Source organism: Neorhizobium tomejilense, assembly GCF_964254135.1.
Taxonomy (GTDB): Bacteria; Pseudomonadota; Alphaproteobacteria; order Rhizobiales; family Rhizobiaceae; genus Neorhizobium; species Neorhizobium tomejilense.
In genome coordinates this window covers 585,016-608,602 of the sequence record NZ_CAXUSO020000002.1, presented here as the reverse complement: position 1 = coordinate 608,602, position 23,587 = coordinate 585,016, and the positions used below count along the sequence as shown (strand labels likewise).

At 60.9% G+C, this 23,587-nt stretch carries 23 protein-coding genes; 11 read left to right on the top strand and 12 right to left on the bottom strand.

What is annotated here, in order from left to right:
- The first annotated feature begins 224 nt into the window (after positions 1-224).
- Entirely contained in the window at positions 225-680 is a 456-nt protein-coding gene (locus tag ACSQ3G_RS25595; protein WP_436112230.1) for a c-type cytochrome, read from the top strand.
- A gap of 60 nt (positions 681-740) precedes the next feature.
- On the opposite strand, the gene soxA is transcribed toward ACSQ3G_RS25595, so the two are convergent.
- Genes soxA through ACSQ3G_RS25555 form a run of 8 tightly spaced genes read right to left on the bottom strand, consistent with a single transcriptional unit; the run spans position 741 to position 6,997 of the window.
- Complete coding sequence (gene soxA / locus ACSQ3G_RS25590) at positions 741-1,523, bottom strand: sulfur oxidation c-type cytochrome SoxA (protein ID WP_436112229.1); 783 nt, start codon at positions 1,521-1,523, stop codon at positions 741-743.
- Positions 1,520-1,837, bottom strand: coding sequence for a thiosulfate oxidation carrier complex protein SoxZ (gene soxZ, locus ACSQ3G_RS25585; protein ID WP_436112228.1), 318 nt, complete (start codon positions 1,835-1,837; stop codon positions 1,520-1,522). Before soxZ ends, soxA begins: the two co-directional genes overlap by 4 nt.
- Before the next feature lies 1 nt (position 1,838).
- Positions 1,839-2,297, bottom strand: coding sequence for a SoxY-related AACIE arm protein (locus ACSQ3G_RS25580; protein WP_436112227.1), 459 nt, complete (start codon positions 2,295-2,297; stop codon positions 1,839-1,841).
- Positions 2,294-2,746: a sulfur oxidation c-type cytochrome SoxX gene (gene soxX / locus ACSQ3G_RS25575; RefSeq protein ID WP_436112226.1), complete on the bottom strand. Its 453-nt coding sequence runs from the start codon at positions 2,744-2,746 to the stop codon at positions 2,294-2,296. The genes ACSQ3G_RS25580 and soxX overlap by 4 nt, the downstream gene beginning before the upstream one ends.
- Positions 2,730-3,998, bottom strand: coding sequence for an FAD-dependent oxidoreductase (locus ACSQ3G_RS25570; protein ID WP_436112225.1), 1,269 nt, complete (start codon positions 3,996-3,998; stop codon positions 2,730-2,732). The genes soxX and ACSQ3G_RS25570 overlap by 17 nt, the downstream gene beginning before the upstream one ends.
- The gene (locus tag ACSQ3G_RS25565) at positions 3,995-4,315 is read right to left on the bottom strand and encodes a c-type cytochrome (RefSeq protein ID WP_436112224.1); all 321 of its coding nucleotides are present in this window, start codon (positions 4,313-4,315) and stop codon (positions 3,995-3,997) included. The genes ACSQ3G_RS25570 and ACSQ3G_RS25565 overlap by 4 nt, the downstream gene beginning before the upstream one ends.
- Positions 4,316-4,347: 32 nt before the next feature.
- A complete protein-coding gene (locus ACSQ3G_RS25560) occupies positions 4,348-6,528 on the bottom strand; it encodes a xanthine dehydrogenase family protein molybdopterin-binding subunit (RefSeq protein ID WP_436112223.1) in 2,181 nt (726 codons plus the stop codon).
- A 10-nt stretch (positions 6,529-6,538) separates the two neighbouring features.
- Positions 6,539-6,997, bottom strand: a complete 459-nt coding sequence (locus ACSQ3G_RS25555; RefSeq protein ID WP_046637041.1) for a (2Fe-2S)-binding protein — start codon at positions 6,995-6,997, stop codon at positions 6,539-6,541.
- Between the two features lie 475 nt (positions 6,998-7,472).
- Here ACSQ3G_RS25555 and ACSQ3G_RS25550 point away from each other — a divergent pair, with 475 nt between their 5' ends.
- Genes ACSQ3G_RS25550 through ACSQ3G_RS25535 form a run of 4 tightly spaced genes read left to right on the top strand, consistent with a single transcriptional unit; the run spans position 7,473 to position 12,539 of the window.
- A complete protein-coding gene (locus ACSQ3G_RS25550; protein WP_436112222.1) occupies positions 7,473-8,645 on the top strand; it encodes an acyltransferase family protein in 1,173 nt (390 codons plus the stop codon).
- On the top strand, positions 8,630-9,733 hold the full coding sequence (locus tag ACSQ3G_RS25545) for a glycosyltransferase family 2 protein (protein WP_436112221.1): 1,104 nt from the start codon (positions 8,630-8,632) through the stop codon (positions 9,731-9,733). Before ACSQ3G_RS25550 ends, ACSQ3G_RS25545 begins: the two co-directional genes overlap by 16 nt.
- Positions 9,733-10,752, top strand: a complete 1,020-nt coding sequence (locus ACSQ3G_RS25540; protein ID WP_436112220.1) for a glycosyltransferase family 2 protein — start codon at positions 9,733-9,735, stop codon at positions 10,750-10,752. The genes ACSQ3G_RS25545 and ACSQ3G_RS25540 overlap by 1 nt, the downstream gene beginning before the upstream one ends.
- Positions 10,746-12,539, top strand: coding sequence for an ABC transporter ATP-binding protein (locus tag ACSQ3G_RS25535; RefSeq protein WP_436112219.1), 1,794 nt, complete (start codon positions 10,746-10,748; stop codon positions 12,537-12,539). The genes ACSQ3G_RS25540 and ACSQ3G_RS25535 overlap by 7 nt, the downstream gene beginning before the upstream one ends.
- Before the next feature lie 76 nt (positions 12,540-12,615).
- On the opposite strand, the gene ACSQ3G_RS25530 is transcribed toward ACSQ3G_RS25535, so the two are convergent.
- Together ACSQ3G_RS25530 and denD are read right to left on the bottom strand one after the other, a co-directional pair.
- Entirely contained in the window at positions 12,616-14,181 is a 1,566-nt protein-coding gene (locus ACSQ3G_RS25530; RefSeq protein ID WP_436112218.1) for a diguanylate cyclase domain-containing protein, read from the bottom strand.
- A 211-nt stretch (positions 14,182-14,392) separates the two neighbouring features.
- Complete coding sequence (gene denD / locus ACSQ3G_RS25525; RefSeq protein ID WP_436112217.1) at positions 14,393-15,376, bottom strand: D-erythronate dehydrogenase; 984 nt, start codon at positions 15,374-15,376, stop codon at positions 14,393-14,395.
- A gap of 179 nt (positions 15,377-15,555) precedes the next feature.
- Between denD and ACSQ3G_RS25520 the strand changes: the two genes are divergently transcribed.
- From ACSQ3G_RS25520 to ACSQ3G_RS25495, 6 genes are all read left to right on the top strand, one after another.
- On the top strand, positions 15,556-17,001 hold the full coding sequence (locus ACSQ3G_RS25520) for an FAD-binding oxidoreductase (RefSeq protein ID WP_436112216.1): 1,446 nt from the start codon (positions 15,556-15,558) through the stop codon (positions 16,999-17,001).
- A gap of 34 nt (positions 17,002-17,035) precedes the next feature.
- Positions 17,036-17,746, top strand: coding sequence for a FadR/GntR family transcriptional regulator (locus ACSQ3G_RS25515; RefSeq protein ID WP_105420244.1), 711 nt, complete (start codon positions 17,036-17,038; stop codon positions 17,744-17,746).
- A 196-nt stretch (positions 17,747-17,942) separates the two neighbouring features.
- Positions 17,943-18,065, top strand: coding sequence for a hypothetical protein (locus ACSQ3G_RS25510; protein ID WP_436112215.1), 123 nt, complete (start codon positions 17,943-17,945; stop codon positions 18,063-18,065).
- Positions 18,066-18,081: 16 nt separating this feature from the next.
- A complete protein-coding gene (locus ACSQ3G_RS25505) occupies positions 18,082-18,615 on the top strand; it encodes a TRAP transporter small permease (RefSeq protein ID WP_046666103.1) in 534 nt (177 codons plus the stop codon).
- Positions 18,615-19,892 carry a TRAP transporter large permease gene (locus tag ACSQ3G_RS25500; protein WP_105403272.1) on the top strand — a complete coding sequence of 426 codons (1,278 nt, stop codon included), beginning with the start codon at positions 18,615-18,617 and terminating at the stop codon, positions 19,890-19,892. The genes ACSQ3G_RS25505 and ACSQ3G_RS25500 overlap by 1 nt, the downstream gene beginning before the upstream one ends.
- Before the next feature lie 30 nt (positions 19,893-19,922).
- The gene (locus ACSQ3G_RS25495) at positions 19,923-20,930 is read left to right on the top strand and encodes a TRAP transporter substrate-binding protein (protein WP_105403271.1); all 1,008 of its coding nucleotides are present in this window, start codon (positions 19,923-19,925) and stop codon (positions 20,928-20,930) included.
- Between the two features lie 62 nt (positions 20,931-20,992).
- On the opposite strand, the gene ACSQ3G_RS25490 is transcribed toward ACSQ3G_RS25495, so the two are convergent.
- Both ACSQ3G_RS25490 and ACSQ3G_RS25485 read right to left on the bottom strand, forming a co-directional pair.
- Positions 20,993-21,907, bottom strand: coding sequence for a DMT family transporter (locus ACSQ3G_RS25490; protein ID WP_436112214.1), 915 nt, complete (start codon positions 21,905-21,907; stop codon positions 20,993-20,995).
- Between the two features lie 12 nt (positions 21,908-21,919).
- Positions 21,920-23,122 (bottom strand): mandelate racemase/muconate lactonizing enzyme family protein, encoded by a 1,203-nt coding sequence (locus tag ACSQ3G_RS25485; protein ID WP_436112213.1) that lies wholly within the window; start codon positions 23,120-23,122, stop codon positions 21,920-21,922.
- Positions 23,123-23,587 lie beyond the last annotated feature (465 nt).

The following is a 23,587-nucleotide window of genomic DNA, read 5'->3' as shown; positions in this document are numbered from 1 at the left end:
TTTATCGTTCTTTTAGGCAGTCATGCGCGGCTTCGCGGATCGGAGAACGTTGCAGAGGCGCAAGACCAACCACCAAGTTTTGCGACATCTTGCGACAAATTTCCTGCCTGACGGCACAGTTGTGCGACAGGGGTAAAGTATCAATCGGCAGACCAGCTGGAAGGGTGAGCGTTTGTTCTGGCGCGCCCTGACGCATTGCTTCCCAAACTAAACAGAGAGCAAACATGGCAGTCCCACACCCAGAGAATACCGAAAGCCCGGGCGCTACGCGCCGAAACACCGCAGGTAAAGGCATGCAGCGGCTGGCTGTTGTTTTGATTCTTGGACTTCTCCTACAGCCGGGCAGCGCGCTGGCGCAAAGTCCCGAAGCTGGCGAGCGCGTTTTTGTGCAATGTCGGGCGTGTCACCAGGTCGGCGAGACCGCACGTAATATTACCGGTCCTCATCTCAACGGGCTTTTCGGACGCACCAGCGGCAGCGTGGAAGGCTACGCCTATACGGCGGCAAACAAAAATGCCGGAATCACCTGGACCGATGAAAGCTTTCGTGAGTTTGTGACCAACCCAAGAGCAAAGATCCCGGGCACCAAAATGATCTATGCAGGGATCAAGAATCCCGACCAGATCACCGACCTGATCGCCTATCTCAAGCAATACGACCCATCCGGCAAAAGACAGTAGCCGTTGTCGGGTGGCGCGTCGTTGCCTCGACCCGAGGTGAACAGGCGTCGCCCGGCACAGCTACGGCCTGATGGCGGGCGTCTCGACCGCCATGCCTCTCGCCCGAGACATCAGAAACAACTCGAGCGCGATATATTCCTCCGCGCCATAGGCGTAAGGCTCTGCGCGGACCCCGATCAGGCAGCCTCGCAGCCGCCGTTGCAACGATCCGATACCCTGCCACTCCAATCTATAGAGCGGATAACCGGTCGGATGTCCCTGGGGGATGAGCGAGCCGGCCAGGCGCTGCCCTGCATGATCCTCATGACAGTCGGCACAGGAGAAATTAAGCTGTCCCTGCCGCATGGCGTAGATTGCTTCGCCTTGCCTGCGGAAGGGCTCTAGCCGCGCATCGTCCGGCGGCGCGATCGACATCCCCCGCGACTGCTTGCCGACATAGGCCGAGAGCGCGAGCAATTCCGGCCCCTCAAGCGGAAACGGCGGCGCGTTCTGACGGGTCTCGCGGCAGAGATTGATCTGTCCCTGCAGATCGACCGGCCCGTTCCGTGCCGTGCTGAAGGAGGGATAGCGTGCTGCGACGCCTCTCATGCTGACCTCGGCATTCTGGTGGCAATCGGCGCAAGACGTTTTCCGGCTGCCGACTTTCGCCCTCCATAATTCCTCGCCATCCAATACGGCAAACATGCCGGGATTGGCAGTATCGTCGCGCTGCATTGCCCGCGATTCTCGGCTCATGTCTTCGAACCCCGATCGCCGGGGGTCTCGTGTCTGGGCGGCGGCAATGACGGTTGAAACCGCCACCGCGCAGAGCAGCATCGAAGTGAAGGCGACGGAGGGCATCATTCGACGATGAAATCTGCGGTTTCTGTTTGCGACACACCACGGTCGTCGATCCACGCGAAGGCCATGGTGCCGCCCTCTTCTGCCTTGATCGTGAACGCGATGAACGGGTTTGCTGCGATCGCCGGAAATAGATCGGCGCGAAAAACCTCGATGTCGTTCAGCTTGCAGACGAAATTCCGGATGATATCGCGCGGGAACGACGTGCCATCCCCTTTCGGGCGATAGCCGGTTTCCATCGGATGCTGGATCAACGTCCTGATCTCGACGATCTCGCCCCGCTTTGCCTTTGGCAGATTGATCAAGACGCGCGCCATGTCAATTCTCCGCGCAGGCCGGAAGGGTGACGATCAATTCGACCGAGCCGGACCAAAAACTGCCGTCGCTCATCTGAGCAATCGCCGTGATGTTCTGGGAATCACCGAGCCGGATGCGTGTCGATACGAACGCCCGGCCGGATCGAGGGCTCAGATGGAAAACGCCGATGTTCGGCTGCGGGTTCTTCTCGTTGAAGACCGCAATCGCCTTGACGAAGTCACCTTCTGTCATCGGGCTTTCGACGGTGATCGCAAGCGGCACGGAATTGCCGTTCTCAACGAGCGGCGGAATGTCCATCTTCACACGACCGGCCCTGACCGGGGCACTTCCAATGAAATCGCGGATGGCGTCCTGCATAGCCTCCGGCGTGGCACGCGCCGGCCGCGCCACGATCAGTGCAAGGCCGCCGACAAGTGCGGCGCGGCGAGAAAGCCTTGGTTGGACCGATCTCTCCGTCATGGCGTATCCTTCAACGTCAGCAGGAAGGCCACGACGTCCTCGACTTCCTCAGCCGACAAGACGGGCTTGCCCTGCCAGGCACCCCCGACTCGCGTCAGACCATCGAGACGATAATAAGCCGGCATGATCGTCGACGGGTTCACTTTGCTGCTGTCCACCAGACGCAACCGCAACTGCCCCTCATCCGACCGGCTGCCGGCGCCGCGAAGATCCGGCGCGAGATTGCCCTGAAACCGCTGTTCGGGGAACGGTCCGGTATGGCACAGGAGGCAAAGCCCCTTTTGGCGGTCGGTGACGATGGCGCGACCCCGCGCCGCGTCGCCGGCTTGTCCGGTCAGCGATTGCGGAATGGCGTCGCCGACCACAGTGAAAGCGCGCAATTGTGCTATCGCCGGCGGGGCGACGGATAGCGCAGCAATGAGGAGCAGCCACCTAACCAAAGACTTCATCCGTGATGGTGCGGAACCAGGCATCGGCGTGCGAGGCTTCCAGCGAGCGGAAGGCGGCTGAACTATCGGCCGGGCTGACACCGCCTGCCCCCTCCACGTCTGTCAGCACGCCGTTGACGGGCCGATAGACACCCGCGACCGTGATGCCGTAATCGGGTGCAACCAGGCTGTAGCAGGTGTTGATCAATTTCGGCGTCTCCGGTGCCCGGCCACCCAGCAGACTTGCGATCGCCGCGGCGCAGACTTTCGCTTGCGCATTTGCCGCGAAGGCCGATTTCGGCATGCCGCCGGCGACGCAGGCGTCGCCGATAATGTGGATGCCCGCCTGCTGTCGCGACTCGAAGGTGACCGGATCGATCGGACACCAACCGCTGCGGTCGGTAGCGCCTGCAAGCGCGGCAATCTCGCCCGCGCGCTGCGGCGGAATGACATTGACGACGTCGCCCTTGTGGCGGCCGAACTCGGTGACGAGCACCTTCTCCCCGACGTCGACCTCGATGACCTTGCCGCCCGACGACATCGAGACCCATTCGAGGTTCGGATAAAGCGCCTTCCACGCCGCCTGAAACAGTCCCTGCTTCGAGAACGTGTCCTTGGCATCGAGAACGATGAGCTTCGCGCGCGGCTTTTGAGTTTTGAGATAATATGCGATCAGGCTCGCCCGTTCATACGGGCCCGGCGGGCACCGATAGGGATTTGCCGGCACTGAGATTATCACGGTACCGCCATCCGGCATCGCTTCCAGCTGGCTGCGCAGCAACGAGGTCTGCTCACCGGCTTTCCAGGCATGCGGCATGATCTGTGCGACGTCTTCCGAGTAGCCCGGCAGTGCGTCGAAGCGCAGGTCGATGCCCGGCGCGAGCACGAGGCGGTCGTACCCAAGTATCGTACCATCCGACAACGAGACGCGTTTCTGCTGCCCGTCAATCTTTGTCGCACGCTGCGCGACAACCGCCAGCCCGTCCTTCTTGAGTGCGTCATAGGTGAACTGCTGCCGCGACAGCGGTCGCAAGCCGGCAAGCACTCCGTTGCTGAACGGGCACGCCGTATAGGTTGCCGACGGCTCCACGAGTGTCACGTTGAAACCGCCGCGCTTGAGTTCGCGCGCGCAGGTTGCCCCGGCGAAGCCGCCGCCGACTACCACGACGCGGCCAGCCGACTGCGCAATCGCAGGCCGCGCCAGTGCCGCGACTGCGCTGAGAGCCGCACCAGCCTGAAGCACTGCCCGACGATTGAAGGAAGCTCGTGTCATTCGTCTCCCCTTGCCAGCCATTTAGCGATGGCGCGCATCTCGCCATCGCTAAAGCCCTTTGCGATACGACCCATCACCGTTGCCTCGCGTTCGCCATTGCGGAAAGCTTGCAGAGCACCAAGGATGTCGGGCGCGGAAAGACCCCGCAGCGAACCGATCGAATGGCCGACGGCTGACGGTGCATGGCAACCCGAGCAGGATGACGCGCCCGGCGGCGGTGCAGCCGGACTAACCGCCGGCTGCCCCATCGCGGGAGATGACGCCATTAGAAGACCGATCGAGATCCAAACTTCCCTCATGCGCCGCACCCGTTTCATCGATGCCACTCACTTTGCGACAGTTGGTGTGCTTACGCCTTCTTCAGACTGGTTTTCGACAGCGGAACCTGCCGCACCCTTATGCCGGTTGCAGCAAAGATGGCGTTCAGCACCGCCGGCGCCGCGACGAAAATCGTCGGCTCGCCCACACCGCCCCAAAAGCCGCCTGACGGCATGATAATCGTTTCGACGTCGAACATCTCGTCCATGCGCAGCATCTGGTAGGTATCGAAATTCTCCTGCTCGACCCGGCCATTGGCGATGGTGATCTCGCCATAGAGCGCTGCGGTCAGGCCGTAGACGAAGGAGCCCTCGACCTGCGCAGCGATCTGCTGCGGATTGACGGCATGGCCGCAATCCGTCGCTGCGACGATGCGATGGATCTTCAAGATGCCGGCCTCGCTTACCGAGACTTCGGCGCAGGCCGCGACGTAACTGCCAAAGCCCATCTGCTGTGCGATGCCGCGATAGACACCGGCAGGCGCCGGCGTGCCCCATCCTACCTTCTCTGCGACAGCGTCGAGCACCGCCCGATGTTTCGGATGGTTCGTCATCAGCTTGCGGCGAAACTCCAGCGGATCCTGTTTCGACGAATGCGCGAGCTCATCCAGGAAGCACTCCAGATAGATGGCGTTCTGATTATTGTTGACGCCGCGCCAGAAGCCTGCGGGCACATGCGGATTCCGCATCGCATGCTCGATCAACAGGTTCGGAACCGTATAACCCAACTGGCTTTCCGGCCCCTGGGGGTTGAGGCCCTGGAATGTCGCCGCATCGCGGCCGTTTTGCAGACGGTCAGGATTGAGGGTTGCGAGGATGGATTGGCCGGAAATCCGCATGTGCAACGCGCTCAGGTTGTCCTGTTCGTCAAATCCTGCGACTAGGCGGCACTGCGTGGCGGGATGATACCAGCCATGGGTCATGTCTTCTTCGCGCGACCATATCGTCTTGATCGGCGTGCCCGGCATCTCCTTCGCGATCAACACGGCGTAGCGCACGAAATCGTGGCTCGACGAGCGTCGGCCAAATCCGCCGCCCAGATGCAGCCGGTAGACTTCGTTCTTGTCGATCGGCAGGCCGGAAACCTCCGCGGCGGTGGCGAGAGCTGCCTCGGCGTTCTGGGTGGCCGTCCAGACCTCGCATTTCTCAGCCGTCCAGAGCGCCGTCGCGTTCATCGGCTCCATCGTGACGTGGTGCTGGTGCGGTACGGCATAGACGGCCTCGACGGTCCGCCTGGCGCTCGCGAGAGCCGCCGGCACATCGCCGTTCTTGCTGCCGAGAATGGCTTCACGGGCCGTCAAGCCTTCTTGCTGTGCCGCAAGAATATCGGCCTGCTGCACTTTGGCGTTCGGGCCTTCATCCCATTCGATCGGCAGGGCGTCGAGTGCCGTCTTGGCGCGCCACCAGGTGTCGGCGATCACAGCGACGCCCGTATCGCCCAGCCTTACAGCTTTCCTGAAGCCAGGCATCTTCTCGATTTGGGTGACATCGAAGCTCTTGATCTTGCCGCCGAAGACCGGACAGACTTTCAGCGCGGCATTCAGCATGCCCGGCAGCTTCATATCGATGCTGTAGACTTGGCGGCCGTTCAATTTCTCCGCCGTGTCCAGACGCTTCAATGGCCGGCCGGCGATCGTCCAGGTTTTCGGATCTTTCAGCGTGATGCTGTCGGCCGCAGGCGGCGTCAATAAGGAAGCCGCCGCTGCAACCTTGCCATAACTGGTCGAGCGGCCCGTGCCCGCATGCGTGATGACGCCATTGGCGACGGCGCATTCGCCGACCGGCACCTTCCATTCATTCGCCGCGGCCTGAACCAGCATCATGCGCGCCGCCGCGCCGCCCTTGCGCACATATTCGTTGGACTGGCGTATGCCCTGGCTGCCGGCAGTGCCGAAATTCTGCCAGACCCTGCCGCGTCTGACATTCTCGCCAGGCGTCGGATACTCCCAGGTGACCTTGTCCCAGTCGCACTCAAGCTCTTCGGCAACGAGTTGCGCGAGACCCGTCAGCGTGCCCTGCCCCATTTCGACGCGTGCGACGCGCACCACCACGGTGTCGTCGGGCCTGATAACCACCCAGGCGTTGACCTCGGGTGTGACGGACTGTGCAGAAGCGTCACCGGCAAAGGGTACGTGAAAGCCGAGCGTGAGGCCCGCGGCGGCAGCAGCGCCGCTGGCAAGGAAGCCGCGGCGGGAAACAGTGATCGTGTTCATGGTGTCCTCCTCAGCCGGCCATCGTGTTGGATGCAAGCTCGATCGCGGCCTTGATTCGATTGTAGGTGCCGCAGCGGCAGATGTTGGTCATCTCGTCACGGATCTGCTGCTCGGTCGGCCGGGGATTGGCGCTCAGCAGGGCTGTCGCCGCCATGATCTGGCCGGACTGACAGTAGCCACATTGCGGCACGTCAAGTTCCAGCCACGCCTTTTGAACAGGGTGCGTCAGGTCCGGCGAAAGGCCTTCAATAGTGACGATCTTCTGCTGCTCGGTCACGCTGGAGACCGGAATGGCGCAGGAGCGCGTCGCAACGCCGTCGATATGAACCGTGCAGGCACCGCATTGCGCAATGCCGCACCCGTATTTGGTACCGGTCAACCCGACCTGTTCGCGGATGACCCATAGCAGCGGTGTGTCAGGCTCAACGTCAACGTCACGGATGATATCGTTTATAGAAAGCCGAGCCATGAAACCTCTCCCATGTTGAGTTGTCACCGGCGCCAGCACGTTATTGCTCCGGTGCCATCGATCACATGGAAGACCTACCGGAGGTTTGTCGCACAGATGTGCCGCGGGCGTCCGAATTTGTATAAAAGTGTATCGCTGCACGCACTCCTGAAATGCCTGATGCGACCATCAGGCAGATTGCTGAGCGTGCGATCTTGTCGATCAAGCCGCACCGGGAATCTGGCGCCGCGTCGGAAGATGGTCCCGGAGCGGCGACCCACAATGTGCGGTTGAAAACTCTGCGCCTGCGAATAGGACTAAAGGCTGCCCTATTGCGGGGCTAAAGTCTGAAGCGACGTGGGCGGCCACAGTTTGGTCGGATTCCACCTGAACTTTTCGCAGTGCAAAAGTAGTTTTCGGGTTCCAAACAAAAGCACGGCGGTGAAATTCGAGCGAGGCGGGAGTTATCACAAGTTCTGCGCAACTGGGGGGCTCCATGCTTCATGCACGCGATCGACAATTGGATGGCCTTAGAACCCTTGCCGTCTCGATGGTTCTATACGCGCATTTTTTCGCGGCCGATGGGTCGCACTGGGGCCATATCGGCGTTCGCCTGTTCTTCGTTCTCAGCGGTTTCCTGATAACCCGGCTTTTGCTGGAAGCGCGCTCTGCCACCCAGTACAAACCAGGCACCGCGATAAGATCGTTCTATATTCGCCGGGCCCTGCGCATATTCCCGCCGTACTTTGCAGTGCTGAGCTTCGTCTGGCTGCTCAACCTCGAGCAGGCCCGCGGTAGCATCAAATGGCACGCCCTTTACCTCTCGAATTTCTGGTACGCCCTTCGCGATGAATGGACGCCCTGGGTGCTTTGTCACACCTGGAGCCTGAGCATCGAAGAGCAGTTCTATATCGTGTGGCCGCTCGTCATCCTGCTCGCCCCGCGTCGCTGGCTTGAGCCGATCTGCATCGCTCTCATCGCATGCTCGCTTGCCTATCGGTTCTATTGGCCGTTCACGGGGACGCCTTCGCTGGCGCGGGATCTTCTTCCTCCGGCGTCGATGGACGCGCTGGTGGCCGGCGCGCTCCTTGCGCTCCATCGCACGCGATCTCAGACATTGCCGCACTGGATGCGGCTAAGTTCGGCACCCTTGCTTGTTGCAACAGCCATTTTGATGTGGCTGAAACCGCTTACCCTGTCACCGACGCTCGCCTGGATGAATTGGATCGGCTTGGAGGTTCTTCCCCTTATCCCGCTCACCGCCCTGGTCGGATACTGTTCGTCGGGTCTGCGGGGAGCTCCCGGCCGTCTATTGGAATTGCCCCCGATCACCGCTATCGGACGTGTCAGCTACGGGGTGTATCTGTTCCATCCGATCGTCCTCTCTTTCGTCGTAAGCGCACAGCCGTGGATTCCGTTCAACGTCTCGGAACAGGGTTTCGGACGCCTCATTGTTGCGACCACGGGAACCTTGGCATTGGCCGCGATCTCGTGGCTGGCGTTCGAAAAACCCCTCAACCAGCTCAAGCGCTATTTCCCATACGTCCCCACAAGAAGGCTTGACCCGACGTATGACGCGCCGTCTGCCACAGCCATCTCGGAGACTGCGCAAATGCAGGAACTCCGATTTGCCACGCCATTGCGAGTCGAACGATGTCCTCCCCGCTGATCTCCGTCGTATTGCCCGTCTACAACGGCGAACCTTATCTCGCTGCCGCGGTCGAGAGCATCCTGCGGCAGGACTACAGGCGCTTTGAGATCGTCGCCATCGATGACGGCTCGAAGGATCTCTCGCTGGATATTCTGCACCGATATCAGAAGCTTGACGATCGCGTTCGCATCGTCTCACGCGAAAACCGTGGGTTGATCGCAACCTTGAACGAGGGCATTGCCCTGGCTAGAGGTGATCTGATCGCCCGAATGGACGCGGACGATATCTCCTATCCAACCCGTTTTTCCCGTCAAATTGCGCTCTTTGAGCAGCAGCCTCATCTTGCGATCTGCGGAACGGAAGTCGATCGGCTTCTCGGCAACCGCGTCGTGCGCAGCACGCCAAATCCCATTTATCAGTCGGGGGATTGGCGCATACTGTCGCTGTTCTTCACGATCTTCCTGCATTCGACGGTGATATACAATCGCAAGATCATTCCCGAGGATATGCTGGTTTATGACGCAAGCTATGTCCACGCGGAGGACTTCGATCTCTTCAGGCGCATTACCCGTGAGTTTCCGGCGGCGATGATCGATGAGAGCCTGATCGCCTATCGTATCCACAGCGACAGCGTTACCAACAAGCACAGGCGGCAAATGCGCCGAACCCACCTGAAGATCGTCGCCGAGAACCTCGAACGGCAGGCTCTCAACGACGATCCCGACGCTCTTCTCGCTATCGGCGCAGCCGTTACGCCGGATACGGTGCGCCGAGCCGCCGATTGCATGCTCGCGATCGAAGGAAAGGTCGCCGAGCAAGTTGGTGCGAGCGCCAGCAGCTACGCCGAAGGAGCCCTGTGCTTCTTCTATTTCCTCTACCAATTCATTGCTGACGAGCAGCGTCCGGCGTTGACCCACGCATTTCTTATGCGAACGGGAAAATGGGATGTCATCCGGCGGCGGGAACGCTACGGCCTTCGAGCCGCAGTTGCTGCGCCCTGGTTGAGCCGCATGTCGGAAGAGGCGATCCGGAGGCTCGATGGGTTGGCACGGTACTATCAATCGGTGCCGGCCAAGACGGTGTTACCGCTTCGAGGGCTCGCCTGATGTCCAGGGAGCACGAGCAACCCGTACGCGCCAGCCCCCGCTTGTCCCCCGACGCGCATCACCCTGTCGACGCAAGCTTTATCGTCTGCACCCGCAACCGAGCGGCCGCGCTCGAGGCATGCATCAGCTCGATCGAAGCCGCCTGCGAAGCCTGTTCCCTAAGCTGCGAGCTGGTGGTGGTCGACAATGGATCCACCGACGATACAGCCGCGCGTTTATCCCGTATCGCGGCCAAATCCGCTGTTTCCGTCAGGTGGATGGTGGAGCTACGCCCAGGACTGGCTGCCGCGCGCAATACGGGAATGGAGCGGGCGCGAGGCAGGCTTCTGATCTTTATCGACGATGACTGCATCGTCGAGCGCTCCTACCTCCAGGATCTGAACCGGCATTATTCGGCAGGCGAGCGGTGTATCGTCCGGGGTGGCCGCGTTGATCTCGGCAGCCCGCGCGATCTGCCGTTCACAATCAAGCGGTCGCGATTCCGCGCCCGTTTCACGCCGGATGTTCATCCGGGCGGGTTCGTACTCGGATGCAACATGACCATGCACCGAGAAGCGGCAGCCCGCATCGGACGCTTTGACGAACGGTTCGGGGCGGGCGGCCCGCTGCGGTCCGCAGAAGATACGGATTACCTCGTTCGTGCCCATCAGCTCGGCATTCCAATCGAATATGTTCCCGACATGACGGTCCAACATTTTCACGGCCGAACCACGCGCGATGCAATCGAACGGCTTCACCGGGATTACAGCCTTGGAAACGGCGCCCTTTGCGTCAAGCATGCGTTCAAGGCCCCCTGGCTGCTTCGTCATTTCTGCTGGACGACCCGATCGGCCTGGCGGGAACTGTTCGGCGGCTACCGTTTCGATCCGGAGATTTCCCTGTCCCACCTGACGATCGTGGCCATGAACCTGGTCGGAGCAGCCAAATTTGCCTTGCTCGCCATTCGGTGGCCAAAGCAGGCGGATGCCGACACGACCAGCCATCTGCCCCGACCGCAACGGGGAACGCCGCCATGCTAGATTTCCTGACATCGAGTTCTCACCTCCTGCGCGAGGCGCTGGGGAAAAACACGGGCCTGTTGGCTATCGTGGTTATCCTGGGACTGAGCAGCGCCGTGCTCGAGGGCACCGGCATCGGTCTTGTCATCCCGATGCTCAGCATCATTGCCGGTGAGAACGATGCTTCGGGAATGGCCGGCCTTTCCGCCGTCTTTCAGCGGGTGGGAACCGGATTGGACGATCAGACGCGGCTGATCGTCATCGCGGCCGCCATTCTCGGATTGATCACCGTGAAGAACGTGCTGGCCTTTGCCAACGCGGTGCTTGCCAATTTCATATATGGCAAGGCCGGCCATTCGATCCGGCACCGTCTCGCCGACCAGCTTTTGACGATCGGCTACCCGTTCTTCCTGCAGCAAAGCCCGGGTCGGCTGCTGAACATCATCTCCAACGAGTCCTGGCGGGCCTCGGATGCGGTCCAGACCATCCTTGCAGCGATCGTGAACGCATCAGCGGCCGTTATCCTGCTCGCATTTCTGTTGCTTCTTTCGTGGCAGATGTCGCTGTGCGTCACGCTTGGGCTTGTCCTGATCCAAGCCATCCATGCCTTGCTGTCGGCAGGCCTGAAGGGGCCGAGCCGCAAGGTCACGTCGTTCAACAGCGAACTTGCCGCGAGGATGCTTCACCTCGTTCACGCCGGGCGCCTGATCCGCGCATTCGGACAGGAACTGCGTGAAAGAGCGATCTTCGACGCGGCTTCGAATGCCGTGCGGAAGGCGGGTTTCGTTCTTAACAGCCGCCAAGCAGCTCTCCCGCCGCTAACCGAAGTGCTGCATTCCGCCCTATTTCTGGGGGTGGTTGTCAGCGCATGGCGGGTCGGGGTCGGTTTCCCGGTCATCGTCGCTTTCGTCGTCCTTCTCTATCGGCTGCAACCGCATGTCCGCTCGCTGCAGATGGCCTGGAGCCAGATTCAGGGCTGGAGTGGAGCGCTGGAAGAGGTTGGATGGCTGCTGGATTCCTCCGACAAACCAGCGGCGCCCCAGGGTAGCCACCCGATCCAGGGGCTCCGCCAGCAGATCAAGTTCAATCAGGTGACCTTCAGGTATCCGGGCTCCAGCACACGGCCCGTGGTCCTGCGTTCGGTAAGCTTCGACATTCACCAGGGCCGCTCGACCGCGATCATCGGACGGTCGGGCGCCGGCAAGAGCACGATCGTCAATCTCCTATGCCGGTTTGTCGAGCCGGATCAGGGCAATATTCTTGTCGACGGAATTCCACTCGACCAGATCGATCCCGCTGAGTGGCGCCGACAGATTGCGCTTGCCAGCCAGGATCTCGAACTGGTGGATGGCACCATTTTCGAGAACATCGTCTACGGCCACGATACCTCCCTCCCTGCGGCGGAAAGCGCGGCCAGGCTTGCCGAAGCGCATGAATTTATCGAGAAGCTGCCTGACGGATATGAAACTGTCGTTGGCTACCGGGGAGCGAGCCTGTCGGCCGGCCAACGACAGCGGATCGCCCTGGCAAGAGCTCTGGTCCGCGATCCGGAAATCCTCATCCTCGACGAGGCCACGAATGCCATGGACGGCTTGTCCGAGGCATCGATCGTGGAGACTTTGAAATTACGAGCCGGGCGCCGCACCACGATCGTTGTCAGCCATCATCACAGCACCATTTCCTTCTGCGACGAGGTCGTCATCCTCGGTGCCGGCCGCGTCCGCAATCAGACGCCCTTTGCCGAAGTTGCGTCGTTGAGCATGGAACAGCTTTACGAACATGAGATGTCGCATGGCAGTCAATCCTGAGAATGACGTTTAAACCCGCCGGAACCGCTGCGTTCTCAGGATCAGATGCCAAGCGACGATGGTTCTGCCCGTGGCCTCAGCCAACCGTGACAGCCAACGGCATAATCTCGTCTTCGGCCATCCGCCAGGTGTTGCGGCCGGCCGACTTTGCCCGATAAAGCGCACGATCCGCGGCCTGGACAAGCGTTTCCCGGTCGCCGGCGGCAACGCTTGCCGCGGCTATACCTATGCTGACCCCGATGCTGATCGATAGTCCCTTGATCCGGAAAGGTTGGTTCAAGGCCGATATGCACCGATCGGCAAGGCCAATATCCGCCTGGTCTTCGGTTTTCACGAGGATGGCGAATTCGTCGCCGCCGAGGCGGGCCACCAGATGTCCGTCTGCGGCCGAACGCAATCGCTCACCGGCAAGCTGCAGGACCTCGTCGCCGGCGGCATGGCCGAATGTGTCATTGACCGGCTTGAAGCCGTCTAGATCGAGGCAGTAGACGATGACGACTCCCTCGGTCGCTTCAGTCTTGAATGCCTCATCGAGCGCTTTGTAGAACTGCATACGGTTCGGCAGGCCCGTCAGAATATCATGATGCGCCAACCTGTTGGCCTCCGCCTCCGCCAGCACCCGGTCGCTGACATCCGCGATCGTCAGCAGGAGCCGTCGATCGCCGCCGTCGTAGAGCAACCGGACATAAATGAGGACGTGGTGTTCCCGGCCCTGCGCCGTTCGCTGACGCCAGACGGTGCGGGCTTCGCAGTTGCCGTCGAGATTGCGGAGCCTCGCGGCGAACTCTTCACCCTGGCCTTCGGCGTGCATGTCGAAAACGGCTTTGGCAAGAAGGGCCGATCGCTCGTAGCCATAGAACTGAAGCGCCGCGTGATTGGCCTCAAGGATCGCAAGGCTGTCCCCGTCGCAGAGCAGCATCGGCATCGGGTTGGCGTCGAACAGTTGCCGAAGCCACTCCTCCCGTTGCTTGAGGGTGCTGATGTCTATGCGCATCCCGATGGCGCCGCCATCCGGCGTGCGGCGATCGTCATAACGCAACCATCGCCCGTCGTTCATTTGCCGCTCCTCCTGGGAAACGGGCTGTCGGAACTTCGCCATGCGCTCGCTGAGCCAGACGTCCTGGTCCGGCACCACCTCCTGGATGCTGCCGCCTGCAAGGCTGATCTTCAAAATCTCCTCGAACGGAATTCCGGGCGCCAGGTATTCGGCGATATCGGCATAGAGATCGGCGTATTTCTGGTTCCAAAGGACGTAACGGTCCTTGGCGTCGAAGACACAGACCGCCTGCGGCAACATCTCGATGACATATCGCAGCCGGAGATTGGCTTCCCGTGCGGCGAGCCCCGCGGATTTCTCCTGGCTGCCGGCATCGATCCAGACCATGGTGAGCGGCTCGCCCGAGCCGGGACATGGAGAAACTCTGATATTGCAGGTCCGGGCTTCCCCTGCCCTGCTGCTCAAGAGAACCGGCGAACCCTCGGGATTGTCCAGCGGCCACCCCGGCAGGAGATCGGTTATGGCTGTGCCATGCAAAGTGTCGGCTGCGCCAAAGAGTGCTCTTGCCTCGGCATTCGCAAAGCTGACGAAGCCCGCTGCGTTCACAATGAGCGCGGCGAGCGGACAGGATTCCAGCAGGGTCATCACTTCCGCACCAAGCATAGCCCTTCAAGCACCGCTGATCTGCCCGGAAAAATCTACGGATGGAGGATACGCGGCAAGAATGAAATAAATCGCTAAAGTTCAAACGCCGCATATAAATGACGCGGCCTCGCTCCGAAGCATTCCTACACCTGGGCGAGGACCGCTGTGCGTTTTTGAGGCTAAACCCTTTAGTTCGCGCGTGGATTTCTCATCACAGGCGGCCTCCAAGCTCATCCTCGATATGGACGCGGATGATCTCGTCGAAATTTCTCTCCGCGGTAAAGCCGAGGGCGGTCGCGCGTTTTGCCTCGAAACCAGGTGCCCAGCCTGCAACCATTCTCATGATCATCTCGTCCGGGACGCGACGAATGAGATGTACTGCCCTTTCGCCGGCCACGCGGCGAAGCGCATCGATCTGCTCGCCGACGGTTGCGCTGACGCCCGGCATGGAAAGATTGCGGTGCGGGCCGACCCGCTCGAGATCCATATTCGCCGCATGGACGAGGTATCCGACAGCCGAGCGAGGCGACGTATGCCAGTGACGCACGTCATCCGATACCGGCAGGATCGCCTCCTGCCCGATCAGCGGCTCCCGCAGAATGTTCGAGAAGAAGCCGGATGCAGCCTTGTTGGGTTTACCGGGCCTGATGCACACGGTCGGTAGCCGGATGCCGATGCCGTCGAAGAAACCCCGGCGGGTGTAATCCGAGAGGAGAAGCTCCGAAATGGCCTTCTGGGTGCCATAGCTGGTAAGCGGCGTCAGATGGAAATCATCGGGAATGGGGAACGGCAGGGGAGCACCCGCGACGGCGATGGATGACGTAAAGATGACCCGCGGCTTGTAGCCATCCTCGCCGTTTGCGAGGCGAATCGCATCGAACAGGTAGCGGGTGCCATCCAGATTGACCCGGTAGCCCTTTTCGAAATCGAGCTCCGCCTCCGCCGAGACGATCGCGGCAAGATGAAAAATTACGTCGGGGCGGGACCCGATGAGCTTCTCGGCCTCGCCCGGCATCGAGAGGTCGGCGTCGCTCGTCACCACGGATCCGGAAAACCCCTCCGGATGATCGGGCTTCACGACGTCGACAAGGGTCAGCTTGTCGATCGGCTTGCCGAGAACGCCACCGTCGGCGATGAGACGCGCCGTCAGTTTGCGGCCCACCATCCCGGCCGCGCCTATGATCAGAATATGCATGCTTCCTCCCATTTCGACCGAAGCACATGACTGCCCGGATACGCCAAATTTATATTGTACGGTTGTCTGATAACCTTATATGCTCCCGTTGAAAACAGGATAGTTGTGCGCCGGGACAAGGCGCGGGGCAAACGAAACTATCCAGCTAGGGGACGGATCATCCGAAGGAACCACGCAGAATGACGAGCCTGCAAACTGACCCGGCCGGAGAGCCTCGCCTCCTCCTGCGATCGATGCTTGGCGAGGACCTTGTCCTGACCGATACGGATGCGATGGCGCGATACTGTCGCGATTGGCACGGCGACGTGACCAGTGCTGCGGTTGCCGTCCTGAGGCCGCGATCGACGGATGACGTGGTGGCTTGCGTGAAAACCTGCCGCGACCTTGGCCTCACGATTGTCCCGCAGGGCGGCAATACAGGCCTGGTGCTGGGCGGCATTCCCGATGCGCCGGAGCGTCAAGTCGTTCTCAGCCTGGAGCGCATGAACCGCCTCCGCAAGATCGATGTCGACGATTTCTCGGCCGTCGTCGAGGCGGGCTGCATCCTGTGGGAGCTGAAGGAAGCGATCGCCGCAGAGGGAATGTTCTTCCCGCTGGCGCTCGGCGCGCAGGGAAGCTGCCGGATCGGCGGCAACGTCTCGACCAATGCCGGCGGCATCAACGTGCTTCGATACGGCATGACACGCGAACTGGTGCTGGGCCTGGAGGTCGTGCTGCCGGACGGTACGATTTTCGATGGCCTCTCGACGCTCAGGAAGGACAATCGCGGCATAGACTTGAAGCAGCTCTTCATCGGCGCCGAAGGCACGCTCGGCATCGTCACCGCCGTGTCGATCAAGCTGACGCCCAATCCCGACCAGGTGGCGACCGCCCTTGTCGGCCTCGCCTCCTTGGAGGATGCGATCACCCTCTATCGCCGTGCCCGGCGCGACTGCAGCGATTTGATGTCCGCCTTCGAATTCATGCCGCCCCTTGCCTTCACGCTCGCCCGGGAAGCCATCCCGGACCTGCCGATCCCGATGGCCACCGACTATCCCTGCTATGTTCTCATGGAGGTTTCCGGGTCGGGCCTCGTCGATATCGGCGACCTGATGCAGCGGTTCCTCGAAGGCGTCATGGAGGACGGGATCGTCCTCGACGGCGCTGTCGCCTCATCACAGGCCCAGGCGCGAAACCTGTGGCTGATCCGCGAAGGGATGAACGAAGGCCAGGCGAAACGTGGTGTCCACATGCGCAGCGACGTTTCGGTTCCGCTCTCCAAAGTGCCCGCCTTTGTCGCCGAGGCCGAAAAGGCGATCCACGACGCGTTGCCCGACTGCGTTTGCGTCTCCTACGGCCATGTCGGCGATGGGAATGTCCATCTCAACGTTCTGCCATCCGTGGAACTGCCCCATGAGCAGCGGCTCGAAAGAATCTATCAGTCGAAAACCATCCTGAACCAGGTGCTTGACCGCTTCCAGGGAAGCCTCAGCGCCGAGCACGGCATCGGCCGCCTCAAGCGGGCGGATTTCGATGCGCGCCTTCCGGAAACCAAGCGCCGGCTGCTGACGGCCATCAAGAACGCCATCGATCCCGACATGGTGATGAATCCGGGCTGCCAGTTGAATTTTATTCGGAAGTCATAGAAGAGCGTCACAAGGGAGGGCCGGCGCCGTGGTAATGGACTTCAGCCAGATCAGACGAAACGAGCATCTGCCCGCACGGATCGCGTCGCAGATCGGGCGCGAGATCAGTGATGGCCGGATTGCACCCGGCGAGAAGCTGCCGACGGAACATATTCTGGCGAAGACCTTTGGCGTCAGCCGATCGGTCGTGCGCGAAGCGATCGCGCAGCTTCGCAACGAGGGTCTGGTCGAGACCCGGCAAGGCGTTGGAGCGTTCGCCACCGATTTTGAGCACAGGCAGTCGATTCGCATCGAACAGGGCAATCTTTCCGACCACGCGAGTTTTCAAAGCCTGTTTCAGCTCCGGCTGCCCCTCGAGATCGAGGCGGCCGGTCTCGCAGCCGCCAATCACACCGCCGAAGACCTAGTGAAACTCGACGAAGCGCTTGAACAGATGACGGGCGGAGAAAAGTGGACCGAGAAAGGCGTCCTCGCCGACCTCGCCTTCCATCGCCAGATCGCGGCGTCCACGCATAACGAATACTTCCTGCTATTCCTCGGTTTTATCGCGGAGCGAATTCATCTGGCCATCAATACGGCAAGGGAGGCAGCCGTGTTGACCGAGATCGTCGAAGTGACGATCGCGGAACATGTCGCAATCCGTGATGCGCTTGCGAGCCGCGATCCCATCCGCGCTCGGGAGGCAATGCGCCATCACCTTCACGGTGCGGCAAGCCGTCTCGACCTTCAATTGAAAGTTTACTAAGCTTCTAGCCAGCCGCCTCGTTAGATCGATCCAGGGGATTTCCCGAAAGCGGTCAAGGGCCGCTGGACAGCGAGTAAAACTCTCTTTAGAGATACCGCAGGTGGAGGTTGTCAGACATCCTGACAATTGAGGGAGCGCGGGAGAGATCTTTGCGATGGAGGAGAGTCTGATCGCATACCAAATAGGAAACCGCATCGTGACGTCCAGGCTGCCGCTTGAGCCGCTGGTCGATGAAGCGGAGCATCGGGGCAAACGCCCGGAGCGGAATTTGACGTTGTCGATGGTGACGAAGACCTTCGCACGGCGCGGGCTCTTGTAAGAATTCGGAGGGGAACATGCAAAAGGCAATCGATCTTTTTTTCAAGGCATTGGAAGTCCTATTGATCCTGCTGCTTTCAGCAATGGCGATCATGGTGTTTGCCAATGTGGTTCTTCGCTACGCCTTCAATTCCGGCATGTCCGTCTCTGAAGAACTTTCCCGCTACTTCTTCGTCTGGCTGAGTTTCGTCGGCGCAGTCGTCGCATTTCGCGAACATGGCCACCTCGGCGTCGAAAGCGTCGTGGCGCTTTTCGGCCGCAAGGGCCGGCTGGTCTGCATGATCCTTTCTAACCTCGTCATCCTCGCTTGCTCGATGATCTTTTTCTGGGGGACTTGGCAGCAGTTCGAGATCAACGCCAGCATGAGCGCGCCGGTGACCGGCATTTCGATGATCTGGGTCTACGGCATCGGCCTGTTTACCGGCGCCGGCTTGTCGCTGATCGCGCTGGAGCGGCTGTTCCGCTATGTCACCGGCCGCGCGACGGCGGAGGAGATCAGCATCTTTGCCGGTGAAAACCTGACGATCGAGCAGATGGCGGAGCGTACCTGATGACCCTGATCGTCTTCATCGTATCGCTTCTCGGCGCCATGGCGATTGGCGTGCCCGTCGCGTTCTCGCTGATGTTCTGCGGCGTCGTGCTCATGTGGTACATGGACATGTTCAACACCCAGATCATCGCCCAGAACATGATCGCCGGTGTCGACACCTTTACCCTGCTTGCCATTCCATTCTTCATCCTGGCCGGCGAGCTGATGAACTCGGGTGGCCTGTCGCGCCGGATCATCGATTTTGCCATTGCCTGCGTCGGCCATATCCGCGGCGGCCTCGGCATTGTTGCGATCATGGCAGCCGTCATCATGGCCAGTATTTCAGGCTCGGCCGCTGCCGATACGGCAGCCCTCGCCGCCATCCTTATCCCGATGATGGCCAAGGCTGGGTACAACGTACCCCGTTCCGGCGGCCTTATAGCGGCGGGCGGCATTATCGCGCCGATCATTCCGCCGTCCATGGCCTTCATCGTATTCGGCGTCGCGGCCAACGTGTCGATTACCCAACTTTTCCTCGCCGGCATCTTTCCCGGCATCCTAATGGGCGTTGCGCTGGTCATCGCCTGGCTCATCGTCGTGCGGAAGGACAATGTCCAGCCGCTGCCGAAGGCGCCGATGAGCGAGCGGCTGCGTGTGACCGGCAAGGCCGCCTGGGCGCTCGGCATGCCGGTGATTATCCTCGGCGGCATCAAGGCCGGCATCATGACGCCGACCGAGGCCGCCGTCGTCGCCGCCGCCTACGCGCTTTTCGTCGGCATGGTGATCTATCGGGAGCTGAAGCCAAGCCACCTGCCGCACGTCATCCTGCAGGCCGCCAAGACCACCTCAGTCATCATGTTCCTGGTCGCAGCGGCGCTGGTCTCCTCGTGGCTGATCACCGCGGCCAACATCCCGGCCGAGATCGTCGGTTACATCGAGCCGCTGATCGATCGCCCGATGCTGCTGATGTTCGCTATCATGATCCTGGTGCTCGTGGTCGGCACTGCGCTCGACCTGACGCCGACCATCCTGATCCTGACGCCGGTCCTCATGCCGATCGTCAAGCAGGCTGGCATCGACCCGGTCTATTTCGGCGTGCTCTTCATCATGAACAATTCCATCGGCCTCATCACTCCGCCGGTCGGCGTAGTATTGAACGTGGTCAGCGGCGTAGCGCGCATTCCGCTTGGCAAGGTGACGGCCGGGGTCTGGCCGTTCCTGATCGCCGAAACCATCGTTCTGTTCCTGCTGGTCCTGTTTCCAGACCTCGTGCTCGTCCCTGCACGCTGGCTCCGCTAACCCCGTCTCACACATCCATGGGAGGATAATATGAGAAAACTGCTACTCACAACTACTGCACTTGCCATCGCCTGCGCATCGGCCGCACCGGCCTTCGCCGAATTCAAGGCGCGTAACATCCGCGTTTCGAACGGCATCAACGCCGACCATCCGGTCGGCAACGGCATCGCCGCCATGCAGAAGTGCCTTGACGAGAAGTCCGGCGGCAAGATGAAGCTGACAGCCTTCTGGGGCGGCGCGCTCGGCGGCGACCTGCAGGCCACCCAGGCCCTGCGCTCCGGCGTCCAGGAAGCCGTGGTGACATCGTCGTCGCCTCTGGTCGGCATCGTTCCGGCACTCGGCGTCTTCGACCTGCCCTTCCTGTTCGGCAATCCGCAGGAAGCCCACAAGGTGCTCGACGGCAAGTTCGGCGACATGATGAACCAGAAGCTGGATGCCGCCGGCCTCGTCAATCTCGCCTACTGGGAAAACGGCTTCCGTAACCTGTCGAACTCGGTTCGCCCGGTCACCAAATGGGAAGATTTCTCGGGGATGAAGGTTCGCGTCATGCAGAACAACATCTTCCTCGACACCTTCCAGAATCTCGGTGCCAACGCCACCCCGATGGCCTTCGGCGAGGTCTTCTCGGCGCTCGAAACCAAGGCGATCGACGCACAGGAAAATCCCTATGTGACGATCGATACCTCGAAGTTCTTCGAGGTCCAGAAATACGTCACCGAGACCAACCACGCCTACACGCCGTTCCTCTTCCTGTTCTCCAAGGCAATCTTCAACACCTATGCCCCTGACGAGCAGGCTGCCCTTCGCGCCTGCGCGGTCGTCGGCCGGGATGTGGAACGCCAGGTGATCGGCGATCTCAACAAGAAGTCGCTTGAGAAGATCAAGGCGGCCGGCCTGCAGGTCAACACGCTTTCGCCGGAAGAGCAGCAGCGCATCCGCGAAAAGTCCGCGGTCGTCTATGAGAAGCACAAGGCTGTCATTGGCGCCGAGGTGGTCGACGGCATCGTCGCCGAACTCAAGGAAGTCCGCAAGAAGTAAGCCGAAGGCTTCGCGCGACAGCGGCCATTTGGGAAAGCCCGCGAGTGATCGCGGGCTTTTCTCTATTCGGGAATAGCGGGAAGCACGCTCTCACGCTTCTTGAGCATCTGCTCCCGGATGAAGATGAAGAGGCCGGAAGCGACGATCAGGGCCGCCCCGACCATCATTCCGAACCGTGGGATGTCGCCGAAAAACATCCAGCCGAAGATCACGGCCCAGAGCAGCAGCGTGTATTGAAGCGGCGCCACGGTCGCGGCATCGGAGATCTTGAGGGCGCGGTTGACCAGCATATGCGCGGCCATGGCGACGATACCGAGCAACCCGAGCAGAAGAAGATCGCGGCTCGACGCAATCGGTGACCAGTCCATGGGCGCGAAGGCAAGGCCGGCGATACCGGCTCCCACGACCTGGAAAAAGACCAGCGCACTATCCGGCGTGCCGCGCAGGAAACGCCCGGAGATCAGCATGAAGGCAAACGCGGCGCTGCCGACGATCGAAATGACGGCCGGCATGCTGAACATGGCGCTCGAGGGTTCGAGCGTGATGATGACGCCGACGAAGCCGACGGCGATCGCCGTCCAGCGCCGCCAGCCGACCTTTTCGCCGAGCAGGAAGGGCGAGCACGCCGCAACATAGATCGGCGCCGCCAGCCAGTAGGTCATGACATCGGCGAGCGGCAGGTACATGACCGCATAATAGAAGCAGAACACTTCAGCCGTCGAAAACGCCACGCGGAAGAACTGCATGCCGGGCCGCTCGACGGTCAGCAGATTGCCAAGACCGGCCGACCAGACCATCGGCACGAGGATGATCAGTGCTGCCAGGCTGCGGATCAGGACGACCTGACCAAGCCCGTAATTCGCGACCAGCCACTTGCCCATGGCATCGTTGAGAGCAAACATCAGCATGCCGAGAAGCATCAGCATCGGGCCGGTCATGCTCGCGGTCTTGAGCACGGTCGCCGAGGATATAGTCATTTCAATTGCACCTTAGAGAATGGAGGCGTCGGACGCCCGCCGGCTGACGGTGAAGGTTCGATCGAGCTCGGGGTTGAGCTCCAGCCCAAGACCGGGGCCTGGCGGCACGGTGATCATGCCGTTTCTCACCTCCGGCAGCGCCGTTACCAGATCCCGGTACCACGTGTTGTAGAATGCGCGCACGCTTTCCTGCACCAGCGCGTTCGGGGCATTGAGAGACAGATGTGTCGAGGCGCAGAGGACCACGGGACCGGTGCAGTCGTGTGGCGCGACCGGCAGGTGCCAGGCTTCCGCCATGGACGCGATCTTGCGGGCCTCCGAAAGGCCGCCGCACCAGGAAATGTCGAGCATGACGATGCCGGCAACGCCGGTTTCCAGGTAATCGCGAAAACCCCAGCGGGTCGCGAGCGTCTCGGAGGCTGAGATCGGCGCCGGCGACACTTCCGCATAACGCTTCAGGCTCGACAGGCTGTCCATCTTGATCGGATCTTCATGCCAGAAGGTCTGGTACGGTGTCAGGGCCTTGGCGATCTGCATGGCCGGCAGGAGTTGCCACATGGAGTGGAACTCCACCATGATATCCATCCTGTCGCCGACGGCCTTGCGGATCTTCTCGAAAGGCTGAAGCGCAAGTTTCAAGTCCGGCATCGAGATATACTGGCCTTTGGTTTTTTCCGCGGCCGCATCGAACGGCCAGATCTTCATGGCGGTGATGCCCTCTTCGAGCAGCGATTCGGCCAGCTCGTCGGCGCGATGGAGAAAGCCGTTCAGATCGTCATAGGTGGTGCCACCGGTCAAACCGTAGTTGGCGGTCGCCTGGCCGGTCGCTTTCTTGATATATTCGGTCCCCGCGCAGGTATTGTAGGTGCGGATTTCCCTGCGGCTGAAGCCTCCGAGCAGCTGGGCGATCGGCTGGTTCGTGACCTTCCCGAAAATGTCCCAAAGGGCGATATCGAACGCCGAATTGCCTCGAACTTCCGCGCCTGATGAACGAAAACCGATATAACCCACCAATTCCTGCGCCAGGAGGTCGATCTGGAGCGGGTCGCGGCCGATGACCCGTGGGGCCACGTATTCGTGGATATAGCTCTCCACGGTCCCGGCCCCGAAAAATGTTTCGCCGAGGCCGGTAATTCCTTCGTCGGTGTGGACCAGTACCCACAACAGGTTCGCACGCTCTGCAACGCGCACAGTTTCAAGCTTGGTGATCTTCATTGTTGCCTCCCTTGCGAATTCAACCACAGGCCTTGGCCTTTGGTAAGGCAAGACCCGCGATTTTGTCGCCCACAGGATAATCATCAAAGCAGAACCGGCCGGAGCAGATCAAAAATTCTGAAAACGATGAAAAAAAGGAACGGACAGATCGTCCTTGTTGCCGAGCGCCTGCAGAGCAAGAGCAAGGCACGCAAAAACGGATGACAGGAACGGGTTCGCCGCCATGAGATCACAGCTTCAGGCACCGCAGGCCGAAACGAGCCCGTTGCATCGCGGCAAAGCGGGACGCTCGGCTCCTGCTCTTCCTGCCGGGCCAAACCTCAAACAATCCCCTGCCCCGGCGCTGCAGCCGGCAATCCAGAGAAAGCAGCCAGACCACTGTCGGCGGAGGCCTGGCTGAAAACCGGCACAGGCTGCCGGCTCCGGCCGCCTGACGCTGACTGGAAAGCCATTGCGTGGCCGTCG

Bases quoted from the DNA above. Each gene is read 5' to 3' on its own strand.
- ACSQ3G_RS25560 (WP_436112223.1), bottom strand. From the start codon at position 6,528: ATGAACACGATCACTGTTTCCCGCCGCGGCTTCCTTGCCAGCGGCGCT.
- ACSQ3G_RS25580 (WP_436112227.1), bottom strand. From the start codon at position 2,297: ATGACGGAGAGATCGGTCCAACCAAGGCTTTCTCGCCGCGCCGCACTT.
- ACSQ3G_RS25555 (WP_046637041.1), bottom strand. From the start codon at position 6,997: ATGGCTCGGCTTTCTATAAACGATATCATCCGTGACGTTGACGTTGAG.
- ACSQ3G_RS25535 (WP_436112219.1), top strand. From the start codon at position 10,746: ATGCTAGATTTCCTGACATCGAGTTCTCACCTCCTGCGCGAGGCGCTG.
- ACSQ3G_RS25550 (WP_436112222.1), top strand. From the start codon at position 7,473: ATGCTTCATGCACGCGATCGACAATTGGATGGCCTTAGAACCCTTGCC.
- ACSQ3G_RS25545 (WP_436112221.1), top strand. From the start codon at position 8,630: ATGTCCTCCCCGCTGATCTCCGTCGTATTGCCCGTCTACAACGGCGAA.
- soxZ (WP_436112228.1), bottom strand. From the start codon at position 1,837: ATGGCGCGCGTCTTGATCAATCTGCCAAAGGCAAAGCGGGGCGAGATC.
- ACSQ3G_RS25505 (WP_046666103.1), top strand. From the start codon at position 18,082: ATGCAAAAGGCAATCGATCTTTTTTTCAAGGCATTGGAAGTCCTATTG.
- ACSQ3G_RS25490 (WP_436112214.1), bottom strand. From the start codon at position 21,907: ATGACTATATCCTCGGCGACCGTGCTCAAGACCGCGAGCATGACCGGC.
- ACSQ3G_RS25515 (WP_105420244.1), top strand. From the start codon at position 17,036: ATGGACTTCAGCCAGATCAGACGAAACGAGCATCTGCCCGCACGGATC.
- ACSQ3G_RS25565 (WP_436112224.1), bottom strand. From the start codon at position 4,315: ATGAAACGGGTGCGGCGCATGAGGGAAGTTTGGATCTCGATCGGTCTT.
- soxA (WP_436112229.1), bottom strand. From the start codon at position 1,523: ATGATGCCCTCCGTCGCCTTCACTTCGATGCTGCTCTGCGCGGTGGCG.
- soxX (WP_436112226.1), bottom strand. From the start codon at position 2,746: ATGAAGTCTTTGGTTAGGTGGCTGCTCCTCATTGCTGCGCTATCCGTC.
- ACSQ3G_RS25520 (WP_436112216.1), top strand. From the start codon at position 15,556: ATGACGAGCCTGCAAACTGACCCGGCCGGAGAGCCTCGCCTCCTCCTG.
- ACSQ3G_RS25595 (WP_436112230.1), top strand. From the start codon at position 225: ATGGCAGTCCCACACCCAGAGAATACCGAAAGCCCGGGCGCTACGCGC.
- ACSQ3G_RS25530 (WP_436112218.1), bottom strand. From the start codon at position 14,181: ATGACCCTGCTGGAATCCTGTCCGCTCGCCGCGCTCATTGTGAACGCA.
- ACSQ3G_RS25485 (WP_436112213.1), bottom strand. From the start codon at position 23,122: ATGAAGATCACCAAGCTTGAAACTGTGCGCGTTGCAGAGCGTGCGAAC.
- ACSQ3G_RS25500 (WP_105403272.1), top strand. From the start codon at position 18,615: ATGACCCTGATCGTCTTCATCGTATCGCTTCTCGGCGCCATGGCGATT.
- ACSQ3G_RS25540 (WP_436112220.1), top strand. From the start codon at position 9,733: ATGTCCAGGGAGCACGAGCAACCCGTACGCGCCAGCCCCCGCTTGTCC.
- ACSQ3G_RS25570 (WP_436112225.1), bottom strand. From the start codon at position 3,998: ATGACACGAGCTTCCTTCAATCGTCGGGCAGTGCTTCAGGCTGGTGCG.
- denD (WP_436112217.1), bottom strand. From the start codon at position 15,376: ATGCATATTCTGATCATAGGCGCGGCCGGGATGGTGGGCCGCAAACTG.
- ACSQ3G_RS25495 (WP_105403271.1), top strand. From the start codon at position 19,923: ATGAGAAAACTGCTACTCACAACTACTGCACTTGCCATCGCCTGCGCA.